This window comes from Pacificimonas aurantium (assembly GCF_020092905.1).
Lineage (GTDB): Bacteria > Pseudomonadota > Alphaproteobacteria > Sphingomonadales > Sphingomonadaceae > Pacificimonas > Pacificimonas aurantium.
On sequence record NZ_JAGSGB010000001.1, the window covers coordinates 1,264,728 to 1,288,442 of the forward strand.

The following is a 23,715-nucleotide window of genomic DNA, read 5'->3' on the forward strand; positions in this document are numbered from 1 at the left end:
CAATGAAGCTCGCCCTGTCCGCCTTCTGGCGTCACGCCATGGAACCGCGCCTGCCCTCCGACGTGGAGGCGGCGTGGTTCCAGACCGTCGACGAAGCCGCCGAGGCGGTGAAGGGCGCCGATGCGGCACAACTCGACCTGCTCGCGCCCGAAAACGATGTCCGGCGGGTGATCGAGGGGGCGGACCGGTTGAGGTGGATCTCGTGCTGCTTCGCGGGCGTGGACCGCTATCCGCTGGACCTGATGCAGGAGAAGGGAATTACCTTCACCAATGGGGTCGGACTGGTCGCGGTGCCGGTGGCCGAGTGGGCCGTCATGGGCGTCTATGCCCTTGCCAAGGGCTTTCCCGGCGTGGTGCGCATGCACGACCGCAAGGAGTGGCGCGAAGAGCCCTTCGGCACGGTCGAAGTCTCGTCGGCGAAAGTTCTGCTGATCGGCTACGGCCACATCGGCAAGGAGATTGCCCGCCAACTTCGCGGTGTGGGCGCGGACGTCACCGTCGTGCGCTCGAAGCCCGATCCGACCGAAGGGGTGCTGGGTCCGGACGACTGGCGCGCGCGGCTCGGCGATTTCGATTTCGTGATCCTGGCAGCGCCGGGCACGGAAGAAAATCGCGGGATGATCGGTGCCGACGAGCTTCGGGCGATGAAGAAGAGCGCCCACCTGATCAACATCGGTCGCGGCTCGCTGATCGACCAGACAGCCTACAAGACCGCGGTGGACGGGGGCGAGATCGCCGGAGGCCTGCTCGATCCGACCGAGCCCGAGCCGCTGCCCGGTGACGATCCCCTGTGGGATGCGGAAAATACGATCATCACCGCGCATCTGTCGGGCCGCAGCCAGACGACCATGCCGGATCGGCTTACCGACCTGTTCCTCGAAAACCTGTCGCGCTTCCGCGCGGGCAAGGAACTCATCAACTTCGTCGACACCGAGCGGGGATATTAACGCCCGCTAGGGACGCGGACTTTGTAAGCAGTTTTCCCCGCTAATAGTCCTTCGAGTAGCGCACGCCAGCGCTCTGGCCCCGGCTCGTCGAAATGGTCGACAGGATGCTGAAGGCACGCGACAGCGCGACCTCGATCTGCGTCGCGGTGAAGCCTTCCGCGTCGGTGATCACTTCCAGATAGACATCCTCGCCGAGATAGGCGCCCACGGCGAGCGCCGTGCCGCGGCCCGTGGCCTCGTCCGCGCCGAGCACGCGCAGGCGGTCAAATCCGGTGGCGCGGCGGAGTTCGCCCAGCGGGTTGAGACCGCCGCCCGACCCGCGAAGGCTGTTCAAGGATGCGGCAAGCTGCACGGCCTCGATCGCGCCAAGTTCCGACGGCGGGCCGCCGAAGAGGATCAGCGCCAGGACCTCCTCCTCCGGCCGGGCGGGGGACGAGGAGAAGCTGATCTGCGGATTGAAGGCGCGGCCCGTAATGTCGATGATCGCGGTAATGTCGTCGATGTCGGTTTCGGCGCGGATGTCGATGATCGGGTTGAGGTCCTCGCCCTCGACGAAACGGACTGCGCCCTGCACCAGTTCGAAGCGCTGTCCGGCAAAGCTGAACGTGCCCCGCTCCAGGTTCACTTCCCCGCCCACACGGAAATTGGAGGCCGTGCCGCCAATATCGAAGCGGCCGCCCCATTCGGATTCGAGGCCCATGCCAGAGACGTAGATGCGGTTGTTCGCGCTGATCGTGATGTCGAGCGCCCAGTCGCCCGGATCGGTGGGCGCCTCCACCGTCGGGCCGGCATCGGCAAGGAGGCGGGATTCGGAGCGGCGGCGCACACCCTCCAACGTGGCGATCTCGGCCTCTCCGCCGCGTACCAGACGGTAGCGCGCCTCCGGGATCGTCAGTTCGCCGCTGATCATGGCCTGCTGTCCGGGAGCGTTGACGATGCTGAGGTCGCCCGAGACCCTGGCGGCGAGATTGTCCGCCTCGGCAAGCTGCGCCTCGTCGAAGCTGAGCGTGATGTCGATCGGATATTCCTCGGCGGCGGAGAGGCTTACGCGCCCCTCTGCGCTGACCGTGCCTTCGCCGGCCTGTCCGCGCAGCCGTTCGAGCACGAAGCCGTCATTGGTGAAGGTACCGCGCGCCTCGATGCCGCGAATGCGCGTGCCGTAGGTCTCGTTCTCATAGGTCAGGCCGTTCGCCAACAGCGACCCGTTCAGCTCGGGTGCCTCGACCTGGCCGGTGAAGTCGGCAGCGACGGCAAGCGGGCCGTCGAGCGACTGGCCCGCCAGCCCGGCGAAGGAAAACAGTGCGCTCGCCGGACCGTTATAACGCAGTCCGCCCGATAGCGGTGCGCCCATCAGCCGCTCAAGCCATGGCCCTTCGTCGGCCGGCAGGGGCTCTAGCGCCACGCGCACCCGGCCGATGTTGAGCCCACGCTCGCTGATTTCGCCCGTCATGCGGCCGCCATCCGCATCGAGCTGGCCGCGGAAGCTGGCGTCGACGGGTTCGGAGACGGCCACCGTGCCGGACCTCTGGAAGTCGTCCAGAGCGATGCGCAGTTCGGCTTCCGGGAACGACGCCATCGTCTCCTGCCGCCAGTCGACACTCGCGCTCATGCGACCGCCAAAGCCACCCGACGGCAGGAAGGCGTTGATCATGGCGAGGTCGAAATCGTCGGTTCGCAGCTTGGCGACAAGCCCCTCGTCATAGCGGCCCGCCAGCCTGATTTCCCCGCTGTCGGTGACGATTCGCGTCGGCAGAAGCCGGTAGCCGCCGTCCTGTGCCACCAGACGGAGCGGCTCGGCGGTGCGGAAGTCCTGGCCCGACAGCTCGCCCTCGATCGCCGCCAGAAAGGCAGTCTGGGTAAAGCGGCCATTCACTGCCAGTTCGAAGGGGAGGCCCGCCTCTCCATCGGCGACCAGCCCGACGGCGCCGCGACCGTTTTCATAGTCGAAGATGGCCCGCGCCCGCTCGACGAGAGTGGTGCCGTAGATGAGGTCGGCGAGATTTGCCTGCCCCTCGATGACCGGAACGCCGTCCGTCATCTGCACGGTCATGTCGACACCGAGCCGGCCGATGGCGAGATCGGGAAGCTCGCCTGCGGCTTCGAAATTGAGGTTGCGACCGGTCAACTCGATATCGGCGAACTGGCCGCCGGCGCGCTCGTCCAGTGCGATCCTGCCGCGCAGGCCGTTCCCGCTGGCGCGCAAGGTGCCGGCATAGGCCCCTCCCGGCGTCTGTTCGAGCTCGCCCGTGACCGTGATGCCGGCCAGACTTGCCGACTCCAACAGGATGCGACCATCATCCGTATAAATCGCCTCGACGGTGGCTTCACCGAAATCGCTCATTCCCCGTGCGCTGATACGATATCCGTCGGGCGTTCCGCGGATTGCTGCCGTGACGTCGCGGAAGGGCAGGCCGAAAACAGGGTTGGCGGCGTTCACGTCGATGGCGATGGCATCCACCGTACCGCCGACCGTGGCGGTGAACGGACCGTAGGCCGCGCTTTCGCCGGAAAGGACCACGTCGAGCTGCCCGTTCGGCAGGTACCTCGCGTACCCCTCCGCCTCGATATCCGGGCCGGTGACGCGCATATTCTCAAGGCCGTAGCGGCCGTTTCCGGGAGCTACGAGCCGTCCTGTGACGGTCGCAGGTCCGCCGGCGAGCTGCGCCAGGATCGCGTTGTTGAGCTGAAGCGAACGCGCCCTGATCGGGCCGCTGAGCGCGAACTCACCGGAGTCGGTAGAGCCGAAGTCGATATCCGCCCGCGCATCGAAGATACCGAAAACATCCCAGGTGAACCGCGGCGCGCGCCCGGTGAAATTGCCGTCATAGCTGCCGTCCCTGAGGTCCACGGCCAGCGCCAGGCGCCCGGCGGCATTGTCGGAGCGAACGCTGAGATTGGGCGCGGTCGCCGCCGTGCCGGTGACGCGAAACGTGCCTGCGACTTCCAGGTCGCGCGTCAGGGGCGTCAGGAAGTCGGTCAGGCCCGTGGCGGTGTTCGCGGTCAGGGTGACCGGGATGGCCGCCCCGCCTTCGTCGATGCGCACCTGGCCCACTGCGCGCAGGCCGGAGAAGCCCACGCTCTCGAGGCCGAAACGGGACGCGCTGGCGTCGAAGTCGATTTCGGGGCGCGAGAGGCGGCCCGACAGCCCGACATCCGCGCGCACGTCGGTTCCGCGGACATTGTCGTTGAGCGCCTGCGGCTCAAGGAGGTTCAACGACAGCGAGAACCCGTCCTCGAACCGGCCGTCGGCGAAATTGAGCCCGCCGCCGCCGCTCGCCGTCAATGCGGACGAGGCGAGCGCAAACTCGATATCCGCCCGCCGCTCGCCGAGCGCCGCGGTCAGGTCGACCTCGGTCGTATCGCCCGCCAGCCTCTGTAGGACGGAGTTGGGCAGGAAGGGGGCGAGCGCGGCCGTTCCCTCGGCGGTGATCGTCCCGTCGGCAGCGGTCAGCGCCAGCTCGGTTTCGTTGCCGCCCGTTTCCAGCGCCAGCACGCCTTCCCAGTCCTGCCAGCTTCCCTCACCATCGACCCGCAGCGACAGCGGCTCTGACAGGCCGGTGAATGCGGCGAGCAGCCCGTCTGCAGGAGCGTCGAGCGACGCATCGACGTCGAGGCGGTTCTCTTCGGGCACAGCGTCGAGAACCAGCGAAAGACGATCGCCCCCGGCCATGCCCTCCCGGCTCAGCGCCTCGATCAGAAGGTCGGTCTGGGCCCGGCCGCCGGCGATATGGACTTCGCCTTCCGCGGCGAGCGCATGAGTCTGGCCGGTGATTTCCGGGCCGAGGACCAGACTTCCGATCTCCAGCCGGTCGATGTCGATGTTGATATTGGGAAGCAGGGGTGCGTCGGGATCCTCCGACGGATTGAGCCGGGGCAGGCGGTCGAGGCGGGCCTGCGGCACTTCCAGCGCATCGATGTCGACATGGTTCGACACAAGCCTGAACGGGTTCCAGTCGAGCCGTGCGCGCGGCACTTCCAGAAACTCGCCGTCGAGGTCCGAGAGGCGCAGGCCCTCGATCTGGGCGTCGCCGTAGAGCGAGCCGTCGATCCGCTCGAGATTGATGGTGAGACCGCTGGACAGCGTGTACCCGTCGAGCTGCAATACGAGAAAGCGGCGGCCCGCCGCCGTGTCGATCAGGGCTGCTGCGAGTGCCGCCAGAACCACGAGCCCGCCGACGACGATCAAGACCCATTTCAGAAGGGCGGGCCCCTCCCGGTCCTCGGCTTCGTCGGGGCGCGGATCTTCGGCCGGAGAGATATCGGTCTCCGCCATCAGAAGGCTTGCCCGATAGAAACGTAGACGGCCCAGTCGCTCTGGCCCGGCTGCTTGTTCAGAGGAATGGCAAGATCGAGGCGAAAGGGGCCGAAATTGGTGTAATATCGGCCGCCGATACCCGCGCCATATTGCAGGTCGCCGAACTGCGGATATTGTTCGGTATAGACTTGGCCGGCATCGACGAAGCCCACGACGCCGAAATTGCCAAAGCGGTAGCGCGCTTCGATTGCCGCCTCGTTGACGCTGCGCCCGCCAATAGGCTGATAATCGATATCCGGCTCGGTATCGTCGGGATCGTCCGGGTCCGGCGGCGTGATCTCGACCCGCGCCGGTCCGATCTCCTGAAAGCCGTAGCCGCGGACCGAGCCGCCGCCGCCGCCGTACAGACGCCGGGACGGCGCGATCTCGTCGCGCGAGATGCCGTTGATGCTGCCGATCCGAACACGTCCGGCGATGGTAAGGTCTTGGCTGACCGGGAAATAACCGGACAGGTCGACCTGGCTGACGATATAGGGCCGTACATCGCCGCCGCCGAGAGCCGCCTCCGGCGACAGGCGCAGCGACGCCTTCCAGCCCTTCGTCGGGTTGAGAAGGCTGTTGGAGGCATCGTAGGTGACCAGCCCGCTTACGGCGCCGATCAGGAAGGCCGTGTCGAAATCGAAGATCGCGGGGTCGCCGTCCTGGCTTTCGTTCGTCGCGATCAGTTCGGCGCCATAGGCGTAGGACCAGCGCTTTTGCCAGATCGGCGTCGATTCCTTCGAGACCCGGCCGCGCAGCGACAGGGTATAGGCGTTATAGGCCGGAAAATCGCTGCGACCGGCTTCGACGCCAAGCAGCACGGTGCGATCCCGCTCACCGGCATTCGAGCGGCGGAAGATCGCCGCGGCGCCCTGCTCGCGCGTGCCCACGGTCGCGCGCAGGTCCAGCTCTCCCTCCGGCGGGAACAGGTTGCGGTGGGTCCAGCCGCCCTCGATGCGAGCGCCTTCTCCCGTGCCATAGCCGAGCTCCGCCGACAGCGTCCGGGACGGCCCGGCATCCTGGCGGACCAGAAGGTCGACGGCCATGGTGCCGTCCTCGTTATAGTCGCGCGTGTTCAGAGGTTCGATGCTGACACTGTTGAACAGGCCCGTGGCGATCATCGCCTCGCGAAGGTCGTCCTCCATGCGCACATCGTAGAGATCGCCCTCGTCGAAGCGCGCGAGCAGTTCGACATGCTCCTGGTCGAAGGCCAGGTCGCCTTCGGTCTCGATGTTGCGGAAGCGGGACCGCGGGCCGAGATCGACCGGCAGGACGTAGTCGCCCGTCTTGGTTTCCTCGTCGAGCAGGATGGCGCGCTGCTCCACCTCGGCGAAGGGATACCCGTTGAACGGAAAGACAAGGTCGATGGAGGCTTCGGCGGAAATGACTTCGTCGGCGACGATCGGATCGCCCGCCTCGATCGGCAGGTTGTCGGACACGAGGCGCGGCGGGATCGCCTCGTCCTCGCCGACGATGCTGACGTCGGAAAAGGTATATTGCTCGCCCGGGCTGACGGCGAGAAGCACGCGGTAGCGGCCATCGGGCTCGGGCGGCAGAATGACTTCGGCGCCGACCGCTGCGTCGAAATAGCCGCGCGAATCCAGCAGCCGCTTTGCCAGCTCCTCGTCCGCATTCGCGCGGGCGCGGAGCATTGCCGCGTTGTCGGCGGATCCGTCGCCTTCATCGAGTGCGGAGGCGTCCAGAAATTCGCCTTCCAGCCCGACATCCTCGAGCCCCTCGATGGCGAGATAGTAGCGCACCTCGGGCAGCGGAGCATCTTCCTCGACGGCCTCCGCCTCCGCCAGGTCCGTGACCTGGAGTTCCTGCAGGGGAACGAGGGGCTGTGCGAGAACGTCCTCCCGAATCTCGACCGGCTCGATCGTTTCGAAGGCGGAGTCCACTTCCTCAGCCCCATTCTCCTCCGCCGCTGCCGCCTCTGCCTCACTCTCCTCCGCGGCGAGCTCGGTTTCTGCGACGGGGATGGGACGCTCGGCCCGCTCGAGCGAGCGCGAGAAGTCGCTGAAGGCATCGTCGTCGAGGTCGGGCAGCGCGTCGCCGAATTCGTCGTCGCCGATGGAGGGCTCGACCGGTTCGGGCACGTCGTCAGCGTCCGCCGTTCCGCTTGTGCCGGGACCCGGTTCAGACGCCGGAACGTCGCCTTCTACCTCCGCGTCAGGAAGAGGCTGCTGCGCGGCTCCAGGCGCGACGGGCAGGCCGAGGACGGCTAGCGCGGCTATGACGACCGTGGGACGGATCTCTAAAAACCCTCTGTTACGCCTCACAAAGCCCCCAGCTACCGCTTCTGTCGGAAACAGGCCGGAGCCGCAATCACCCTTCTTTAGTTGGGGTAGTGGGGAGAGTGCCGGCCCGATATGCCGACGCGAGAAACGAAGTTGTGGAGAATTCGCCATGTCCGACAAGCCGACCGTAAAGGACTGGAAGGCCCAGGCCGACAAGGAAGTGAAGGGCAAGGACCTTAACTGGGAAACGCCGGAGGGCATCACCGTAAAGCCGCTCTACACGGCGGAGGATGTCGAAGGGCTCGACCCCGGGCTTCCCGGATTTCCGCCATATACGCGCGGGCCCTATGCCTCGATGTATTCCGGGCGCCCCTGGACCATCCGGCAATATGCCGGTTTCTCGACCGCGGAAGAATCGAACGCCTTTTACCGCCGCAATCTCGCCGCCGGTCAGAAGGGCCTGTCGGTCGCCTTCGATCTCGCCACCCACCGGGGCTATGACAGCGACCACCCCCGCGTTTCGGGCGACGTCGGCAAGGCGGGCGTGGCGATCGACTCCGTCGAGGACATGAAGATCCTGTTCGACCAGATTCCGCTCGACGAGATGTCGGTGTCGATGACGATGAACGGCGCGGTAATTCCCGTGATGGCGTTCTATATCATCGCCGCGGAGGAGCAGGGCGTTGCGCCCGAGAAGCTTTCGGGGACCATTCAGAACGACATTCTGAAGGAGTTCATGGTCCGCAACACCTATATCTACCCGCCCGAGCCGAGCATGCGGATCATTTCCGACATCTTCGCCTACACCGCCGACCACATGCCGCGCTTCAACAGCATCTCGATCAGTGGCTATCACATGCAGGAAGCCGGCGCGACGCAGGTGCAGGAGCTGGCCTTCACCATCGCCGACGGCATGGAATATGTGAAAGCGGGCGTCGAATCGGGTCTCGACATCGACAAGTTCGCCGGGCGTCTGAGCTTCTTCTTCGCCATCGGCATGAACTTCTTCATGGAGGTGTCGAAGCTGCGGGCGGCGCGGACGCTGTGGCACCGGGCGATGACGCAGCTGGGCGCGCAGTCGGAACGCTCGAAGATGCTGCGTACCCACTGTCAGACCTCCGGCGTGTCGCTGACGGAGCAGGACCCCTACAACAACGTCGTGCGGACGGCGGTCGAGGCGATGGCGGCGATGCTCGGCGGCACGCAGTCGCTGCACACCAATGCGCTCGACGAGGCCATCGCCCTGCCGACCGACTTTTCCGCCCGCATCGCCCGCAACACGCAGATCATCCTGCAGGAAGAGACGGGGATGACGAACGTCGTCGATCCGCTCGGCGGCTCCTACTATGTCGAGGCGCTGACCAAGGAGATGGTCGACGCGGCGTGGGAGATCATCGAGCGCGTCGAACGCGAAGGCGGCATGGCGAAGGCAGTCGCCGCCGGTTGGCCGAAAGCGATGATCGAAGAGGCCTCAGCCGCCCGCGCTGCCCGCGTGGACCGCGGCGAAGACGTTATCGTCGGCGTCAACAAATACCGCCTGCCGGGCGAAGACGACATCGACATCCTGGACGTCGACAACCACAAGGTCCGGGCGTCCCAGATCGCCCGTCTCGACCGGGTCCGCGAGAGCCGCGACGAAGCGAAGTGCCAGGCTGCACTCGACGCGCTGCGCGACGGCGCGAAGGGCGACGGCAACCTCCTAGCGCTGGCGGTAGATGCGGCGCGCGAACGCGCAACGCTCGGCGAGATTTCGGACGCCATGGAGGATGCGTTCGGCCGCTATGACACCATGCCGACGCCGGTGAAGGGGATTTATGGCGGTGCCTATGCGGGCGAGAAGAAATGGGAGAACCTGAAGGAAGGCGTCGATTCGACCGAGCGCCGCCTGGGTCGGCGCCCCCGCCTGTTCGTCGCGAAAATGGGTCAGGACGGTCATGACCGCGGTGCGAATCTGGTGTCCTCAGCGTTCGGCGATCTGGGCTTCGACGTGACTGCCGGGCCGCTGTTCCAGACGCCGGAAGAGGCGGCCGACATGGCGATCGAGCGAGATGTCGACGTGGTCGGCGCCTCTAGTCTCGCCGCCGGACACAAGACGCTGATCCCGGAACTCATCAAGCTGCTCGAGAAGCGCGGCCGCTCCGACATCAAGGTCATCGCGGGCGGCGTCATCCCGTCCCAGGATTACGAGTTCCTGCGCGAGGCGGGGGTGCAGGCGATCTTCGGGCCAGGTACGAACCTGGTCGACGCGGCGGGAGAGGTGCTGCGCCTGCTCGGCCATAATGTGCCGCCCGAAGGGCTGGAGGAAGCCGCCGAATGATCCTGGCGACGCTGACTGCCGCGCTGGCGGCGCTTGCCGCCCAGCCCAGCCTGGCCTGCGAGGATGCGCAGACCCAGCTGCAGATGAATGCCTGCGCGGCGCGGGCCTACCGGGATGCGGATGCGCGTCTCAACGACGCGTGGACCGAACTTGGCGAGGAAGAGCGCGCCCGCCTCCTGCCGGCCCAGCGCGCCTGGTTGAGCTTTCGCGATGCGCAATGCGCTGCCGAGGGCGAAGCCTATGCGGGCGGGTCGATCCGGCCGCTGATCGAGGCGACCTGCCTGTGGGACCTGACCGAACGGCGTATCGTCGACATCGCGCGCGAGGATGGCGAGGCGGCGGCAGCGCCCGCCTCCGATCCGCTGGTCATCGGGGAGACGTTCGAACTGGTGGCCCTGGGCGAGAGCCGGGAGGTGAACGTCGTGTTGCCCGCGACCTATGGCGAGGATCCCGATGCGCGCTATCCGGTGCTCTATCTGCTGGATGGCGGCACGGCGCAGGACCTGCTGCATGTCGCCGGTACGGTGCAATTGGGCGCCCTCTGGGGTCGCAACGCCGAGGCCATCGTGGTCGGCGTGGAGACGCAGGACAGGCAGCGCGAACTGCTGCCGGAAACCGAAGACGCAAGCGAGCGCGAACGCTGGCCGACCGCTGGCGATAGCGCGGAGTTTCGCACGTTCCTGCGCGAGGAGGTCGTCCCTCTCGTCGAGGCCAATTTCCGGGCCGACGGTCCGAACGTGCTGATCGGAGAGAGCGCAGCGGGGCACTTCGTCGTGGAAACCTGGCTGAGCGATCCCGGCATGTTCGATGCCTACGCAGCGATCAGTCCCAGCCTGCAATGGTCCGACCAGGCGCTTGCGCGCGGGGCGGCAGAGCTACTTGCAAGCGGCGGCGAGCGGCCCCCGCTCTATTTCGCAACGGCGAATGAAGGCGGCGCGACCAGCGAGGGGTTCGTCCGTTTCGCGGCAGCTTTGCCCGAAGGCGAAGGCATCTGCATCAATCCGCGGCCCGACCTCTTTCACGGCACCATTTATCACACCGTGACGCCGGAGGCGGTGCAATTCCTGCTGCCGCGCCCGGAGCCCCTGCCGCCGGAATATGGAATGACGGTTCGCTGCATGAGGTAGCTGGCCCGGGCGTGAAACACCTGCCTTTGCGACGAACTGCGCAACCCCCGCCCGTACCTGCCGGTTCTTGAAGCGAGCGGGCTGTCAGGGAGTGTATGCCCATGTTCGACGACGGCTTCTGGACCGAGCAGGAAGACGGATTTGCTGGTTTCGATCAGCAGGCGGATCTCGAAAGCTATGAGCAGGGCGAGGGCGGCTTCGGGTCCGAGGACATGATTTCGCTGCCCGAGACCGACGAGGACGATCTCGACGCCGACCTGATCGACGACTAGCGATCGGCAACCGGCGCCCGACCAGCGCCGCGAGACCCCAGATCCCCGACGCCGACGACTTTCCGGAAGCCCGTTTCGGGCTCACGGCCCGGCCTCAGGGAAATTTGCGGCTCAGGGAAATTTCCCGTCGAGCTTCGACAGGAACGCGCCGATCCGTTTGGCATTGGCGCCGAAATCGCCTTTGCCGACCCGGCTCTTCGACCGCATGTCCACCTCGGCACTCGTTTCGTCGCCGCGCACACGGACGACGACATCGTCCTTGAAGCGGAGAATGCGAGTCGTCGCCACAGCTTCGAACTGGCCCGCCGCCGGGTCGCGCGCGATGACCTGCCAGCCTTCTTCCTTCGCAAGCGCCAGGGCCGCATCGTAGACGGCCTCTCTCGGAGCCGCCACGCTCAGAGTGTCGAGGTCCGGGTGGATCTGCGAATGCTCACCCGCAATGTCGGGATCGAAATGCTTCGGTCCGTTCTCCTGCAACACGAAGCGGGGCGGGTCAGCGAGGTTCGTCGTCGCGTCGTTCAGCATCAGCCAGTCTCGATCCTTGTCAGGAGGTCGCGGATACGCGCAGCATTCTTGCCCAGGTCGCTCTGGCCGATGCGGGACTTGGACCGGACGTCGACGACCGAGCCACCCGATTCGGGCCGCACACGTACGACCACATCGTCCTTGAAGCCGAACCAGGCTGTCGTTGCCGTCGCTTCGATACGTCCTTCATCGCGTTCGGCGGCGTGAAGTTCCCAGCCCGACTCCTCGACCGCCGCCAGGGCACGGGCAAACGCCTCTTCGGGCGGCATGTCGAGGTGCAGGGGGACGATGTCGGGATAACCGGCCTTTTGCTGCTCCGCGACGGCAGGATCATATGCGGCCGGGTTGGGCGCATCGGCGCGCAGCGGAACCACGTCCACAAAGGCCGGCGGGTCGTCGGTGTCGGTCGTGATATCGTGGATGAAGGGCAGGTTGCCGGCCTGCGCCGCCATCGAGGCGGGGGCGAGAAACCCGGCGCCGCCAATCAGGATCGCGGCGATGGCGGCGGTCTTGGGCCTCTTCCGCGCAAAGGCGAGGATCAGGGCAATAATGCCCAGAATCGCGAAAGCTGCCGCGGCAATCGCGGCGATCTGCATTGCGGAAAACACCGTGCCGAAGGGGACCCCGAACCGGTGGAGAGGGCCGGCCAGAACGACGATCCCGGCGGCAACCAGCGCGCCGATCAGCGCGATGGTGGAGAGGCGACTGGTAAGCATCGGTCAAAGTCCCCTTGCAAGTCGGCGCCGGTTAGCGCGGGCCCTGTGCGTCGTCCGCATGTACCACCGTTCCCGTTACCACGTCTGACGCGGGTGAACAGAGAAACAGCAATGTGGAATCGAGCTGGGGCGGTTCGCCGATACGGCCGCGCGGGAAGCTCTTCGACATGTCGCCGACGCGCTCCAGCATTCCGGCGAGCATTTCCGAATGGAAGGCGCCCGGCGCGATGGCATTGACGTTGATGCGGAAGCGGGCCCACTCGACCGACAGGGTCTCGGTCATGCGAACCACCGCCGCCTTGCTGACCGAATAGAGCGCCGCGCCGTGCCCCCCATAACTGAAGGCCGCAGCGCTGGAGATATTGACGATACGGCCCGTTCGTTTCGCCGCGATTAGCCGCTTCGCGACCTCGGCCGACAGGATGAAGGGCGCGCGCACGTTGGTGTCGAGGACGAGGTCGATCAGCTCCACTTCCATCTTGGTTGCGAACTGGGCATCGGGGATGCCGGCATTGTTGACGAGGATGGTGACCAGTCCGAGCGCGTCTTCCGCGGCCTGAACGAGCGCTTTCAGATCGTCGGCATCGGTTACGTCGCAGCGAACCGCATGGCAGGTGCCCCCATCTGCCTCGATCTCCGCCTTCACTTCGGAAAGCCGGTCCTCGCGCCGGCCGGAAATCGCGACTTTCGCGCCGGCGGCTGCAAGAGTGCGCGCGAAGCGGCGGCCAAGGCCGGACGTGGCGCCGGTAACGATGGCGACCTCGCCGCTAAGATCGTGGCTGACGTTGGGTAGGGCATAGTCGGTCATGTCAGGCGTCTTTCCAGTTCGGGCGGCGCTTCTCGAAAAAGGCGCGGCCGGCTTCCTTTGCGTCTTCGGTCTGCGACAAGAGGATCTGCTGCCGATCCTCGAGCGCGATGGCATGTTCGAGACTGGGTGCGTCGAAGTTCATGCGCATCGCCTCTTTCGACATGCGCAGTCCGAGCGGGTTCGTCGTCAGCATCAGGTCGATGTCCTCGTCTGCTGCAGATCTCAGCTCGGCATCGGGAACCACCTTGGAGACAAGGCCGAGGGCATGCGCGCGCTGCGCGTCGATGAACTTGCCGGTGAGAATCAATTCGGACGCGAGCGAAGCGCCGACGAGCCGCGGCAGGAAATAGGAGGAAGCCATGTCGCAGCCGCCGAGGCCGATGCGGATATAGGCGCAGTTCATGCGGGCGCTCTCGCTGGCAATGCGGATGTCCGAGGCCAGCGCCAGCGAGAAGCCGCCGCCGCAGGCCGCGCCGTTGACCAGCGAAATGATCGGCTGCGGGCAGTAGCGCATCGCCATGTAGATTTCCGCGATGCGGCGCTGCCAGGCGAGGCCCTGGTGCGGCCCGTTTGTGCCGACGCCCTTTTCCTCGCGGCCCTCGGGGGCAAGGTCGAGCCCCGCGCAGAAGGCGCGGCCGTTCGCCTGCAGGACGACGACCCGCACCTCGGGCCGGTCGGAGAGCCCGCGGAAATAGTCCCGCAGCTCGTCCACCATCGTCCTGTTCAGTGCATTCAGCTTGTCCGGACGGTCGAGCGTCACGCGTTCGACGCCGCCATCCCGCTCCAGTTCGAGCGTTTTCATATAGGATCCCCTTTCGCGGCCGGACTGTGCGCGAAAGGGAACCGTGTTGAACCTCTCCTTTCGCGGGGGGGCAGCGGCCATGCGCCGCTCACCCCGCGGATGGAGGTCTCTAGAGCAGGCCGGCGAGCCGCTCGCGGATGATGCTCTCGGCGTCGCTCATGATCTTGTCGACCAGCTCCTGAACCGTCGGGATGTCGTAGATCAGACCCGCGACCTGACCGCAGGACCAGGCGCCCGCGTCCATTTCGCCGTCCGACATGATCTTCGGATAGACGCCGGCCACTTCCTCGACGATGTCCTCGAACTTGATGTCGCTGCCGAGCTGCTTTTCCTTCTCCAGCAGCCGTTCGACCGCATCGTTAGTGAGGACGCGCTCGGTATTGCGCAGCGGACGCATGACAAGGCGGGTGTCGAGTTCGGAGGCCTCCACGAGCGCCTGCTTCACATTTTCGTGCACCGGCGCTTCCTTGGTGGCGATGAAGCGCGTGCCCATGTTGATGCCGTCCGCACCGAAGGCGAGGCTGGCGACGAGGCTGCGGCCGTCAGCCTGGCCGCCCGAGGCGACGAAGGGAATTTCCAGCTCATCGGCCGCGCGCGGCAGCAGGATGAAGTTGGTGACATCGTCTTCGCCCGGATGGCCGCCGCATTCGAACCCGTCGACGGAGACCGCGTCGCAGCCGATCGACTGCGCCTTCAGGCTGTGACGCACGCTGGTGCATTTGTGGATGATCTTGATGCCGGCATCGTGGAGCGGGCCGACGACCTGCTGCGGATTGTTGCCCGCAGTCTCGACGATCTTCACGCCGCCGTCGATGATCGCCTTCACGAGGCCCGGATAGTCGGGCTGGTTCACCGCGGGCAGGAAGGTGAGGTTCACACCGAAGGGCTTGTCGGTCATGTCCTTGCAGCGCGCGATTTCGTTCGCCAGCTTCTCGGGCGTTCCCTGCGTCAGGCCGGTGATGATGCCCAGGCCACCAGCATTGGAGACGGCGGCTGCCATTTCGGCAAAGCCGACATAGTGCATGCCGCCCTGGACGATGGGATGCTTGATGCCGAACATTTCGGTAATGCGAGTCTTCATGGCTGCTGCTCCGCTGTGGCTTTCTGTCTGTGCCGCCCTGCCCTAAACGGGGGTAGCCGCCAACAGCCAGCCCCCCAAAAGGCCAGCGCATGACCCAGACTTCCGCTTCCTTTCGCCGCCGCCGGTCCTGCCTCTACATGCCCGGCAGCAATGCCCGTGCGCTGGAAAAGGTGAAGACGCTGGACGCGGACGTCGTGATTTTCGACCTGGAGGACGCCGTGCTTCCCGATCAGAAAGCCGAGGCGCGCCGGCTGGTGGCGGAGGCGGTTCGCGCGGGCGGATATGGTCCGCGCGAGGTCGTCATCCGTATCAACGGCGCGGGCACCCCCTGGCACGGAGAGGACCTGATCATGGCGCGCGATGCCGGGCCGGATGCCGTCCTCTTTCCGAAGGTGGAGGCCGCCGCCGACCGCTTCGACGGGATGGTGCAATGGGCCATGATCGAGACGCCGCGCGCCGTCCTCGAGGCCGACCGGATTGCGGCCTCCGGCTTTGCGGCGCTGGTCGTCGGCACGAACGACCTGGCGAAGGAGATGCACGCGCCGATAACCCCGGGACGGGATGCCTTTCGCGTCGCCCTTCAGCAAACGGTGCTGGCCGCGCGGGCGAACGGCATCGCGGCGCTCGACGGCGTCTACAACGATATCGGCAACGATGAGGGACTCGCCGCCGAATGTGCCGACGGCGCCCTGCTCGGATTTGACGGCAAGACGCTGATCCATCCCTCTCAGCTCGAGATCGCGAATCGCGCCTTTTCGCCGTCCGAAGAAGAGCTGGAGCATGCGCGCGCGGTCGTCGCGGCTTTCGCTGCCCAGCCCGAAGCGGGTGTGCTAAAGGTGAAGGGACGCATGACGGAGCGGCTCCACCTGGAGGAGGCGCGGCGCACGCTTATGCTGGCTGGGGAGGCGGAACATGCCGGTTGAGGGACTAGGGGGCCTGTTCTTTCGCGCGAAGGATCCGGAGGCTTTGCAGGCCTGGTACGGCGAGCATCTGGGGATGGGCGGCGGGTTCGGCCCGGCGGGCGAACGTCACGGCAATGAATATGTCTGGAATACGCTGGCCGGCCCGATGGTCTTCCAGCCCTTCAAGGCGGACAGCGACTATTTCGACGCCGACCGCCAGTTCATGATCAATCTGCGCGTATCGGACCTCGACAGCCTGCTGGAGCAGTTCAACGCTGCCGGCATAGAGGTGCTGACCGATCCGGAATGGGATGCGCCGGGCGTCGGCCGGTTCGCCCGCATCCATGACCCCGAGGGCAATGCCATCGAGTTGTGGGAACCCGACCCGAGCGCCAGCTTCGAGTAAAGCCCGCCGACTGAGGCGGAGGCGGCATCCGCCCTGCGGCTCACCCGGTAAAGCGCCAGTGGACCGCTGGGCGCACGGCCTCCTATAGGCAGCGTCTTCACCAATCCCCGCCCGAAAGGTATCCCGCCCATGTCCGACGCCGGTGCAGCGACCGCCGATCCCGTCCTCTACGAACAGTCCGGCAAGGTGGTCCGGGTGACGCTGAACCGCCCCGACATGCGCAATCCTCTCGCAGGCGATGTGATCGAAGCGCTGATCGCGGCGCTCGAGCGGGCCGATGCCGACGAGGGCGTGTCCTGCGTCGTGCTGACGGGCGAGGGCAAGAGCTTCTGCGCCGGCGGCAATCTCAACGAGATCCGCAAGCTGTCGGCGGAAAAGACGCCGCTGGAGATCGCCGAATGGTATCGGCGCGGCATCCAGCGTATTCCGCTGACCTTCGAGAAGATTTCCGTTCCCGTCGTCGCGGCGGTCAACGGCCATGCGATCGGCGCGGGCTGCGACCTTGCCTGCATGGCGGACATTCGCATTGCCGGGGAGAGCGCACGCTTTGCGGAAAGCTTCCTTCGCGTCGGCATCATTCCCGGCGACGGCGGAGCCTGGCTGCTTCCCCGCGTCATCGGCTATCCGCGCGCCATGCACATGCTGTTGACGGCAGAGGGCGTCGCGCCGCCGAAGGCGCTCGACTGGGGGCTGGTGACCGAAATGGTCGAGGACGAAGCTCTCCTGACCCGCGCGCATGAAATTGCCGAGGCGATTGCCAGCCAGCCACCCGGCGCGCTGCGCGAGGCGAAGCGCCTGATGCGGCAGGCCCAGGTTCAGTCGCTGGCGGACAGTCTCGCCGAGGCCGCCGTCATGCAGGGGGTGCTGCAACAGACGGAGGATCACAAGGAGGCCGTCAGCGCGATCCTGGAAAAGCGGAAGCCGAGCTTCGAGGGCCGCTAGACCGTCGGCAGGGTTTACCATTGACCAGGATAATCCTGCCTAAGGCGTTGTTTTCTCGACGTGGCAAGATTCTTGCTTGTCAGCGGATATATGCTGTTCGTGCGTAAGATTGTCTGGCTGGCCCTGGCGGCGCTTGCCGCGCTGGCGACGGGCGGTCCCGCGTCTGCGGCGATCGTCTATCTTTCCGACCAGGCGGGCAATGTCACCGAGTATGACAGCTTCACCGGCGTCGAGCGTGTCATCGGGTCTGTCGGTCCGGCAATTCCGGTCAGCCAGGTCATGGGCATGGCCTATGACGTCGACCTCGGCCGTCTTCTGCTCCTAGACCGCTACGGATCGAAGGTCATCGGCATGGACGTGGCGACCGGCGCGACCAGCGTCGTCCTGTCCGGCCAATATGGGTTCCAGGGCGGGGCGGTCTCGGGCGGCCGGCTCTACGGCATCTTGGAGGCCGAGCAGACGGTCGAGGCCTACGATCTGGCGACCGGCCAGGCGGTGGACCTGCCGGGCGGGCGCCTGTCCTTTCACGCCCATGGTCTCGGCGTCGATCCCAAGTCCGGGCAGCTTTACGTGGCAGCCAACGGCAATGGCCTGATTTACGAACTCGGCGACAACGGCGTGGTGGAGCAAGCGGCGGTCTTCAAATCGATCATTACCGAGGATGTCGACGCCTTCGGCAGCGATTTCCTCTCGGTCGGCCCCAGCAGCACCGTCTACCGGATCGACGGCAGCACGGGCGCTCTGTCGCCGTTCGTTACCTCGTCCTACCTCTCCTCGATCAGCGGCATCGCCGTCGGGCGCCTGTCGAACGTCCCGGCGCCTTACCCTCTCGGCCTGTTCGCCCTCGGCGTCCTCGGAGTAGGGATTAGAAGACTGCGCCTCACTTTCTAGTGAGGGCTGCCATTTCCGCGCGGTGACCTTCGCGGCCCACCGGGCGCATGCTCCTCCCTGTACGCAGCATCCTGGGGAGGATGAAGATGGCCACCGATTTCAAGGAATCTCTCGACTTCGATCCGGACGAGTTGAGAAAGAGGTACCGGCATGAACGCGACAAGCGCATCCGGCAGGACGGCGAAAATCAATATGTCGAGGCGGGGGGGAAGTTCGCGTCCTATTCCGAGGACGATCCCTATGCCGACCCGGATTTCACCCGCGATCCGCTGAACCTTGAGATCGACGTCGCCATCATCGGCGGCGGCTTTTCGGGCATGATGGCGGCGGCGCGGATGCGCGAGCGCGGCTTCGACAATCTGAAGATCATCGAAACCGGGTCGGACTTCGGCGGCACCTGGTACTGGAACCGCTACCCCGGGGCCCAGTGCGATATCGAGAGCTACTGCTACCTGCCTCTCCTCGAGGAGATGGGGTACATGCCGAAGGACAAATATTCCTTCGCTCCGGAAATCTTCGCGCACAGCCAGGCGGTGGGGAAATATTACGACCTGTACAAGGATGCGATCTTCCAGACGCGCGTGAAGGCGCTGCGCTGGGACGAGGACCTGAAGCGCTGGCGCATCGAGACGAACCGCGACGACGACATCCGCGCCCGGTTCGTCGTGACCGCCGTGGGGCCGGCCAGCCGCCCGAAGCTGCCGGGCATCCCGGGCATCGAGGACTATGAAGGGCACAGCTTTCACACGAGCCGCTGGGACTATGACTATACCGGCGGCGATCATTCCGGCGGGCTGACGAAGCTGGCGGACAAGCGGGTGGGGGTCATCGGCACCGGCGCGACGGCGATCCAGTGCGTGCCGCACGTCGCCGAACATGCGAAGGAACTGTACGTTTTCCAGCGCACCCCGTCGGTGGTCGACCTGCGCCGCAACAGCGAGACCGATCCGGACTGGTATGACAGCCTGGAGCCCGGCTGGCAGCGGAAGCGGCGCGAGAATTTCGCCGCGATCATCTTCGGGGAGCCGCAGCAGGAAGATCTGGTCAATGATGGCTGGACCGACCTTGCCCACCGGATCGGCTTCATCGCCCAGCAGCGGATCGCCGAGGGCGGCAAGCTTGACCCGGAGACGGTCAGGGAAATGACCGAGATCGCCGACTTCCAGAAGATGAACGACATCCGTGCCCGCGTGGACGAGGAGGTCGGCGACCCGGAAAAGGCCGAGGGGCTGAAACCCTGGTACCGCCTGTTCTGCAAGCGGCCGACGTTCAACGACCAGTATCTCGCCGCCTTCAACAAGGACAGCGTCCACCTGGTCGATGTCTCCGACGCAAAGGGCGTCGAGCGCATTACGAAGACGGGCGTCGTCGCGAATGGCGAGGAGATCGAGCTGGACTGCATTATCTATGCGACCGGCTTCGAGATTACGACGGCTGCTACGCGCCGCATGGATTTCGAGATCGAAGGTCGCGGGGGCGTGTCGCTGTTCGATCACTGGGGCGGGGGCATCCGCACTCTGCACGGCGTGGCAAGCCACGGCTTCCCCAACTGGTTCAACATCGGCGTGAACCAGAATGGCTTTTCCCCGAACATGACCAACATGTTCGACGATCTTGCCATCCATATCGGCTATATCATCGACGAAGCGCAGAAGCGGCAGGCGCATATCGTCGAGGTGTCGAAGGAGGCCGAGACGGCCTGGGTCGACATGATCCGCGAAATGGCGGCTGCGGCGCCGAACCGCGACTTCCTCGCCGAATGTACGCCCGGCTATTACAATCATGAAGGCCAGCCTGACGACGCGGCGCTGCAGAACACGCCCTATCCCGGGGGCATAAACGCCTTCAACAAGCTGCTCGCCGAGTGGCGCAAGGCTGGGGACATGGAAGGGCTTGAACTCCGCTGAGGGGCGGCCAAACTGGGCGGTGAGCCATCGCCGCCCGGAACCGCCGCACGAGGTGTGAGATCAAGTGAAGCAGCTTCTCTTCAACCTAGGGCGCGCAGCGGGCGTCTATGCCCTGACGAACCGGCTGACCCGGCGGTCCCTGAGAGTCCTGTGCTATCATGGGTTGTGGGTGACTCCCGGCTATGAATTCGGCGACAGGCTGTTCATTCCGCCCAGGCTGTTCGACCGCCGCATGAAGCGGCTGTCGGCAAGCGGTCGCCCGGTCCTGCCGCTGGGCGAGGCTCTTGCCCGCTTGCAGGATGGCAGCCTGCCCAGCGGAGCGGCGGCGATCACGATCGACGACGGCTGGGCGGCGACACCGATCATGGCCGACACGCTCGCTCGCTACGGGCTGCCGGCCACGCTCTACATGACGACCTGGTATATGGAGCGGCAAGCGCCCATCCCGAACAAGACGCTGGAGTTTCTGACCTCTGCCGCGGCCACTGCCGTCGAGCCGCCCAGCGACCTGAACAGCCGCTCCGCCGAAGAGCAAGAGCGCGCGCTTCTTGCCTATAGCGAGGCGGTGGGTGTGCCGCTCGACTGGTATCATCGGCGGCAGTTTCACCTGATGACGCCCGCCGAACTGGAAGAGGTCCGCGCCAAGGGGCTCGATATCCAGCTCCACACCCATCGTCATAAGCTGGGCGAGGATGTGGTGACGGAGCTTGCCGACAATCGCGATGCGCTGGTGCGGGCGGGTGTGCCTGGCAACTCGCTCAGCCATTTCTGCTTTCCGAGCGGGATCCTGCGCGAAGATGTGCGCGGTGCACTGGAAAAGTTCGGGGTCGTGTCGGCCACGACCTGCGAGAGCGGCCTGACTACGCCTGAGACGGATCCCTACAACATTCCGCGCTTCCTCGACGGTCGCAGCGTGTCGGACGCGGAGTTCGACGGGTTCCTGTCCGGCTTCGTCCCGCTGATGGACGATGCCCGGGCGCGGCTGCGCGGTTAGACCGCGAGCGGAATTCACAAAAAAGGGGAGGCGGTGAGGCCTCCCCTTCTTCGTTTCAGCTGCGGGGCTGACGCTTAGTCGTCGCCGCCGGAAATGAAGTCCGGCAGCGGCGCATCGGCGCCGTCGTCATCGCTCTTCTTGTCGTCGCGGCGTCCGCGGCCACGGCCCCGGTCGCCTCCACGGTCGCCACCATCGCGGTCGCCGCCACGGTCATTGCCGCGTCCACCGCGGCCACGGCGCTTGCGGTCGCCGCCCTCGCGGTCGCCTTCCTCACGCGGCGGACGGGTGTCTTCCAGCTCTTCACCGGTTTCCTGATCGACGACGCGCATGGACAGGCGCACCTTGCCGCGATCGTCGACGGCGAGCACCTTCACATAGACTTCCTGGCCTTCCTCGAGGACGTCGGTCACCTTGCCGACGCGCTCGTTCTTCAGCTCGGAAATGTGAACCAGGCCGTCCTTCTGGCCCATGAAGTTCACGAACGCGCCGAAGTCGACGATGGAGACGACCTTGCCCTTGTAGATGTGGCCGACTTCGGGCTCTTCGACGATGCCCTTGATCCAGTTGATCGCGGCTTCGATTTCGTCGGCATTGGAGGAGGAGACCTTCACCGTGCCGTCGTCCTCGATATCGACCTTGGCGCCGGTTTCCGCGACGATTTCGCGGATGACCTTGCCGCCCGTGCCGATGACGTCGCGGATCTTCTCCTTGGCGATCGTCAGCGTCTCGATGCGCGGAGCATGCTTCGACACGCCTTCACGGGCGCCGCCGAGGGCATCTTCCATCTTCTCGAGAATGTGCGCACGGCCGCCCTTCGCCTGGTCGAGCGCCGTCTTCATGATCTCTTCGGTGATGCCCGCGACCTTGATGTCCATCTGCAGGCTGGTGATGCCCTCGGACGTGCCGGCGACCTTGAAGTCCATGTCACCAAGGTGATCCTCGTCACCCAGGATGTCGGAAAGCACGGCGAATTCGCCGCTTTCTTCCAGGATCAGGCCCATGGCGATGCCGGAGACCGGCCGCTTCAGCGGCACGCCGGCGTCCATCATGGCGAGCGATCCGCCGCAGACGGTCGCCATCGAGGAAGACCCGTTCGACTCGGTGATGTCGGAGATCACGCGGATCGTGTACGGAAACTCTTCCTTCGTCGGCAGGACAGCGCGCAGCGCACGCCACGCCAGCTTGCCATGACCCACTTCGCGGCGGCCCGGCGCCCCGAAGCGGCCGACTTCACCGACCGAATAGGGCGGGAAGTTGTAGTGCAGGAGGAAATGCTCGTGGCTGATGCCGTAAATGGCGTCGATCATCTGCTCGGAATCGGCCGTGCCGAGAGTCGTCGTACAGATCGACTGCGTTTCGCCGCGGGTGAACAGCGCCGAGCCGTGGGTGCGCGGCAGGACGGCGACTTCGGCCTCGATCGGGCGAACCTGATCCAGCTTGCGGCCGTCGATGCGGGTCTTGTCCTTGATGATACCGCCGCGGACGATCTCGGCTTCGAGCTTCTTGAAGCTCTTGTTCGCCTTCGACTTGCGGTTGGCGTCGAGGTCGTCGCCGAGAGCGGCCATCGCCTCTTCTTTGGCAGCCGAAAGCGCGTCCTGGCGGTCCTGCTTCGCCGTCAGCTTGTAGGCGTCGGCGATCTTGCTGCCGACGGCAGCGCGCATGGTTTCCTTGTCGGCTTCGGCCTGCTCGTCGCGCAGCGTCAGCTCCCAGGGTTCCTTGGCGGCCTTCTCGGCAAGCTCGATGATCGCGTCGATGACGCCCTTGCCATGTTCATGGGCGAACATGACCGCGCCGAGCATCACGTCTTCGGGCAGTTCCTGTGCCTGGCTCTCGACCATCAGAACGGCGTCCTGCGTCCCGGCGGCGACCAGGTCGAGGCTGGAGCCCTCGATGTCGCGGCTGGGGTTGAGGACATATTCGCCGTCGACATAGCCGACGCGGCCGCAGGCGATGGGGCCCATGAAGGGCACGCCGGAAATCGTCAGCGCGGCAGAGGCGGCGACCATGGCAACCACGTCGGGCTCGTTCACGCCGTCATAGGACATGACCTGGCAGATCACGTTGATTTCGTTGTAGAAACCTTCCGGGAACAGCGGGCGGATCGGACGGTCGATCAGGCGGCTGGTGAGCGTCTCATGCTCGGTCGGGCGGCCTTCACGCTTGAAGAAGCCGCCGGGAATGCGTCCCGCAGCGGAGAATTTTTCCTGATAGTGGACGGTCAGCGGGAAGAAGTCCTGGCCTTCCTTCACCGACTTGGCGGCGGTCACGGCGCAAAGGACGACGGTTTCGCCGAGCGTCGCGAGCACCGCGCCGTCGGCCTGACGGGCGATACGGCCCGTCTCGAGGGTCAGCGTCTCGCCGCCCCACTGCGTCTCTACTTTATGGATATCGAACATATGTCTTCGTCTTTCCTGTTAGCCGGGAAAACGAAGCTGATATGCCCGCCCGGCTGCCTACTACCGGTGCGCGCCCCCATGGCGGCGCCGGCCTTCACATTCGCGTGATCGGATACGAAACGGGCGCCCTCACGCGGGGGCGCCCGTC

17 protein-coding genes and 1 pseudogene are annotated in these 23,715 nt (G+C 65.7%); 10 read left to right on the forward strand and 8 right to left on the reverse strand.

From position 1 onward, the window contains the following. Positions 1-2: 2 nt before the first annotated feature. On the forward strand, positions 3-947 hold the full coding sequence (locus tag KCN53_RS06130; protein WP_088710963.1) for a D-2-hydroxyacid dehydrogenase: 945 nt from the start codon (positions 3-5) through the stop codon (positions 945-947). Between the two features lie 40 nt (positions 948-987). Here KCN53_RS06130 and KCN53_RS06135 read toward each other — a convergent pair whose 3' ends face one another. Then, positions 988-5,220 carry a translocation/assembly module TamB domain-containing protein gene (locus tag KCN53_RS06135; protein ID WP_088710962.1) on the reverse strand — a complete coding sequence of 1,411 codons (4,233 nt, stop codon included), beginning with the start codon at positions 5,218-5,220 and terminating at the stop codon, positions 988-990. Beyond that, positions 5,220-7,523: an autotransporter assembly complex protein TamA gene (locus KCN53_RS06140; protein ID WP_224199390.1), complete on the reverse strand. Its 2,304-nt coding sequence runs from the start codon at positions 7,521-7,523 to the stop codon at positions 5,220-5,222. Before KCN53_RS06140 ends, KCN53_RS06135 begins: the two co-directional genes overlap by 1 nt. Before the next feature lie 127 nt (positions 7,524-7,650). Here KCN53_RS06140 and scpA point away from each other — a divergent pair, with 127 nt between their 5' ends. The 3 genes from scpA (at position 7,651) to KCN53_RS06155 (ending at position 11,197) form a co-directional block, all read left to right on the forward strand. Further along, on the forward strand, positions 7,651-9,798 hold the full coding sequence (gene scpA / locus KCN53_RS06145; protein ID WP_088710960.1) for a methylmalonyl-CoA mutase: 2,148 nt from the start codon (positions 7,651-7,653) through the stop codon (positions 9,796-9,798). After that, positions 9,795-10,925, forward strand: a complete 1,131-nt coding sequence (locus tag KCN53_RS06150; protein WP_224199391.1) for an alpha/beta hydrolase-fold protein — start codon at positions 9,795-9,797, stop codon at positions 10,923-10,925. Before scpA ends, KCN53_RS06150 begins: the two co-directional genes overlap by 4 nt. A 101-nt stretch (positions 10,926-11,026) precedes the next feature. Beyond that, complete coding sequence (locus KCN53_RS06155) at positions 11,027-11,197, forward strand: hypothetical protein (RefSeq protein WP_172406133.1); 171 nt, start codon at positions 11,027-11,029, stop codon at positions 11,195-11,197. Between the two features lie 111 nt (positions 11,198-11,308). Here the strand turns inward: KCN53_RS06155 and KCN53_RS06160 are convergent, their stop codons facing one another. The 5 genes and pseudogenes from KCN53_RS06160 to KCN53_RS06180 form a co-directional block, all read right to left on the reverse strand. Then, entirely contained in the window at positions 11,309-11,722 is a 414-nt protein-coding gene (locus KCN53_RS06160; protein ID WP_088710959.1) for a DUF1499 domain-containing protein, read from the reverse strand. Then, entirely contained in the window at positions 11,722-12,438 is a 717-nt protein-coding gene (locus KCN53_RS06165) for a DUF1499 domain-containing protein (protein WP_088710958.1), read from the reverse strand. Before KCN53_RS06165 ends, KCN53_RS06160 begins: the two co-directional genes overlap by 1 nt. A 31-nt stretch (positions 12,439-12,469) precedes the next feature. Beyond that, complete coding sequence (locus KCN53_RS06170; protein WP_088710957.1) at positions 12,470-13,246, reverse strand: SDR family NAD(P)-dependent oxidoreductase; 777 nt, start codon at positions 13,244-13,246, stop codon at positions 12,470-12,472. Position 13,247: 1 nt separating this feature from the next. Continuing rightward, positions 13,248-14,048 (reverse strand): enoyl-CoA hydratase/isomerase family protein, encoded by an 801-nt coding sequence (locus KCN53_RS06175; RefSeq protein ID WP_088710956.1) that lies wholly within the window; start codon positions 14,046-14,048, stop codon positions 13,248-13,250. 109 nt (positions 14,049-14,157) lie between these two features. Further along, positions 14,158-15,144: pseudogene (locus KCN53_RS06180) on the reverse strand (NAD(P)H-dependent flavin oxidoreductase); the annotation flags it as partial. Between the two features lie 74 nt (positions 15,145-15,218). Between KCN53_RS06180 and KCN53_RS06185 the strand changes: the two are divergent. The 6 genes from KCN53_RS06185 to KCN53_RS06210 all read left to right on the forward strand — a co-directional run bounded on the left by KCN53_RS06185 (position 15,219) and on the right by KCN53_RS06210 (position 21,171). After that, a complete protein-coding gene (locus KCN53_RS06185; protein WP_088710954.1) occupies positions 15,219-16,052 on the forward strand; it encodes an HpcH/HpaI aldolase/citrate lyase family protein in 834 nt (277 codons plus the stop codon). Beyond that, positions 16,042-16,437 carry a VOC family protein gene (locus KCN53_RS06190; RefSeq protein ID WP_088710953.1) on the forward strand — a complete coding sequence of 132 codons (396 nt, stop codon included), beginning with the start codon at positions 16,042-16,044 and terminating at the stop codon, positions 16,435-16,437. Before KCN53_RS06185 ends, KCN53_RS06190 begins: the two co-directional genes overlap by 11 nt. A 129-nt stretch (positions 16,438-16,566) precedes the next feature. After that, on the forward strand, positions 16,567-17,379 hold the full coding sequence (locus KCN53_RS06195) for an enoyl-CoA hydratase-related protein (protein ID WP_088710952.1): 813 nt from the start codon (positions 16,567-16,569) through the stop codon (positions 17,377-17,379). A gap of 60 nt (positions 17,380-17,439) precedes the next feature. Then, positions 17,440-18,270 (forward strand): hypothetical protein, encoded by an 831-nt coding sequence (locus tag KCN53_RS06200; protein ID WP_143712150.1) that lies wholly within the window; start codon positions 17,440-17,442, stop codon positions 18,268-18,270. 86 nt (positions 18,271-18,356) lie between these two features. Continuing rightward, complete coding sequence (locus KCN53_RS06205) at positions 18,357-20,177, forward strand: flavin-containing monooxygenase (protein WP_088710950.1); 1,821 nt, start codon at positions 18,357-18,359, stop codon at positions 20,175-20,177. A 64-nt stretch (positions 20,178-20,241) separates the two neighbouring features. Then, positions 20,242-21,171, forward strand: a complete 930-nt coding sequence (locus KCN53_RS06210) for a polysaccharide deacetylase family protein (protein WP_088710949.1) — start codon at positions 20,242-20,244, stop codon at positions 21,169-21,171. A 74-nt stretch (positions 21,172-21,245) separates the two neighbouring features. Here KCN53_RS06210 and pnp read toward each other — a convergent pair whose 3' ends face one another. Then, positions 21,246-23,567, reverse strand: a complete 2,322-nt coding sequence (gene pnp, locus KCN53_RS06215) for a polyribonucleotide nucleotidyltransferase (protein WP_088710948.1) — start codon at positions 23,565-23,567, stop codon at positions 21,246-21,248. Positions 23,568-23,715 lie beyond the last annotated feature (148 nt).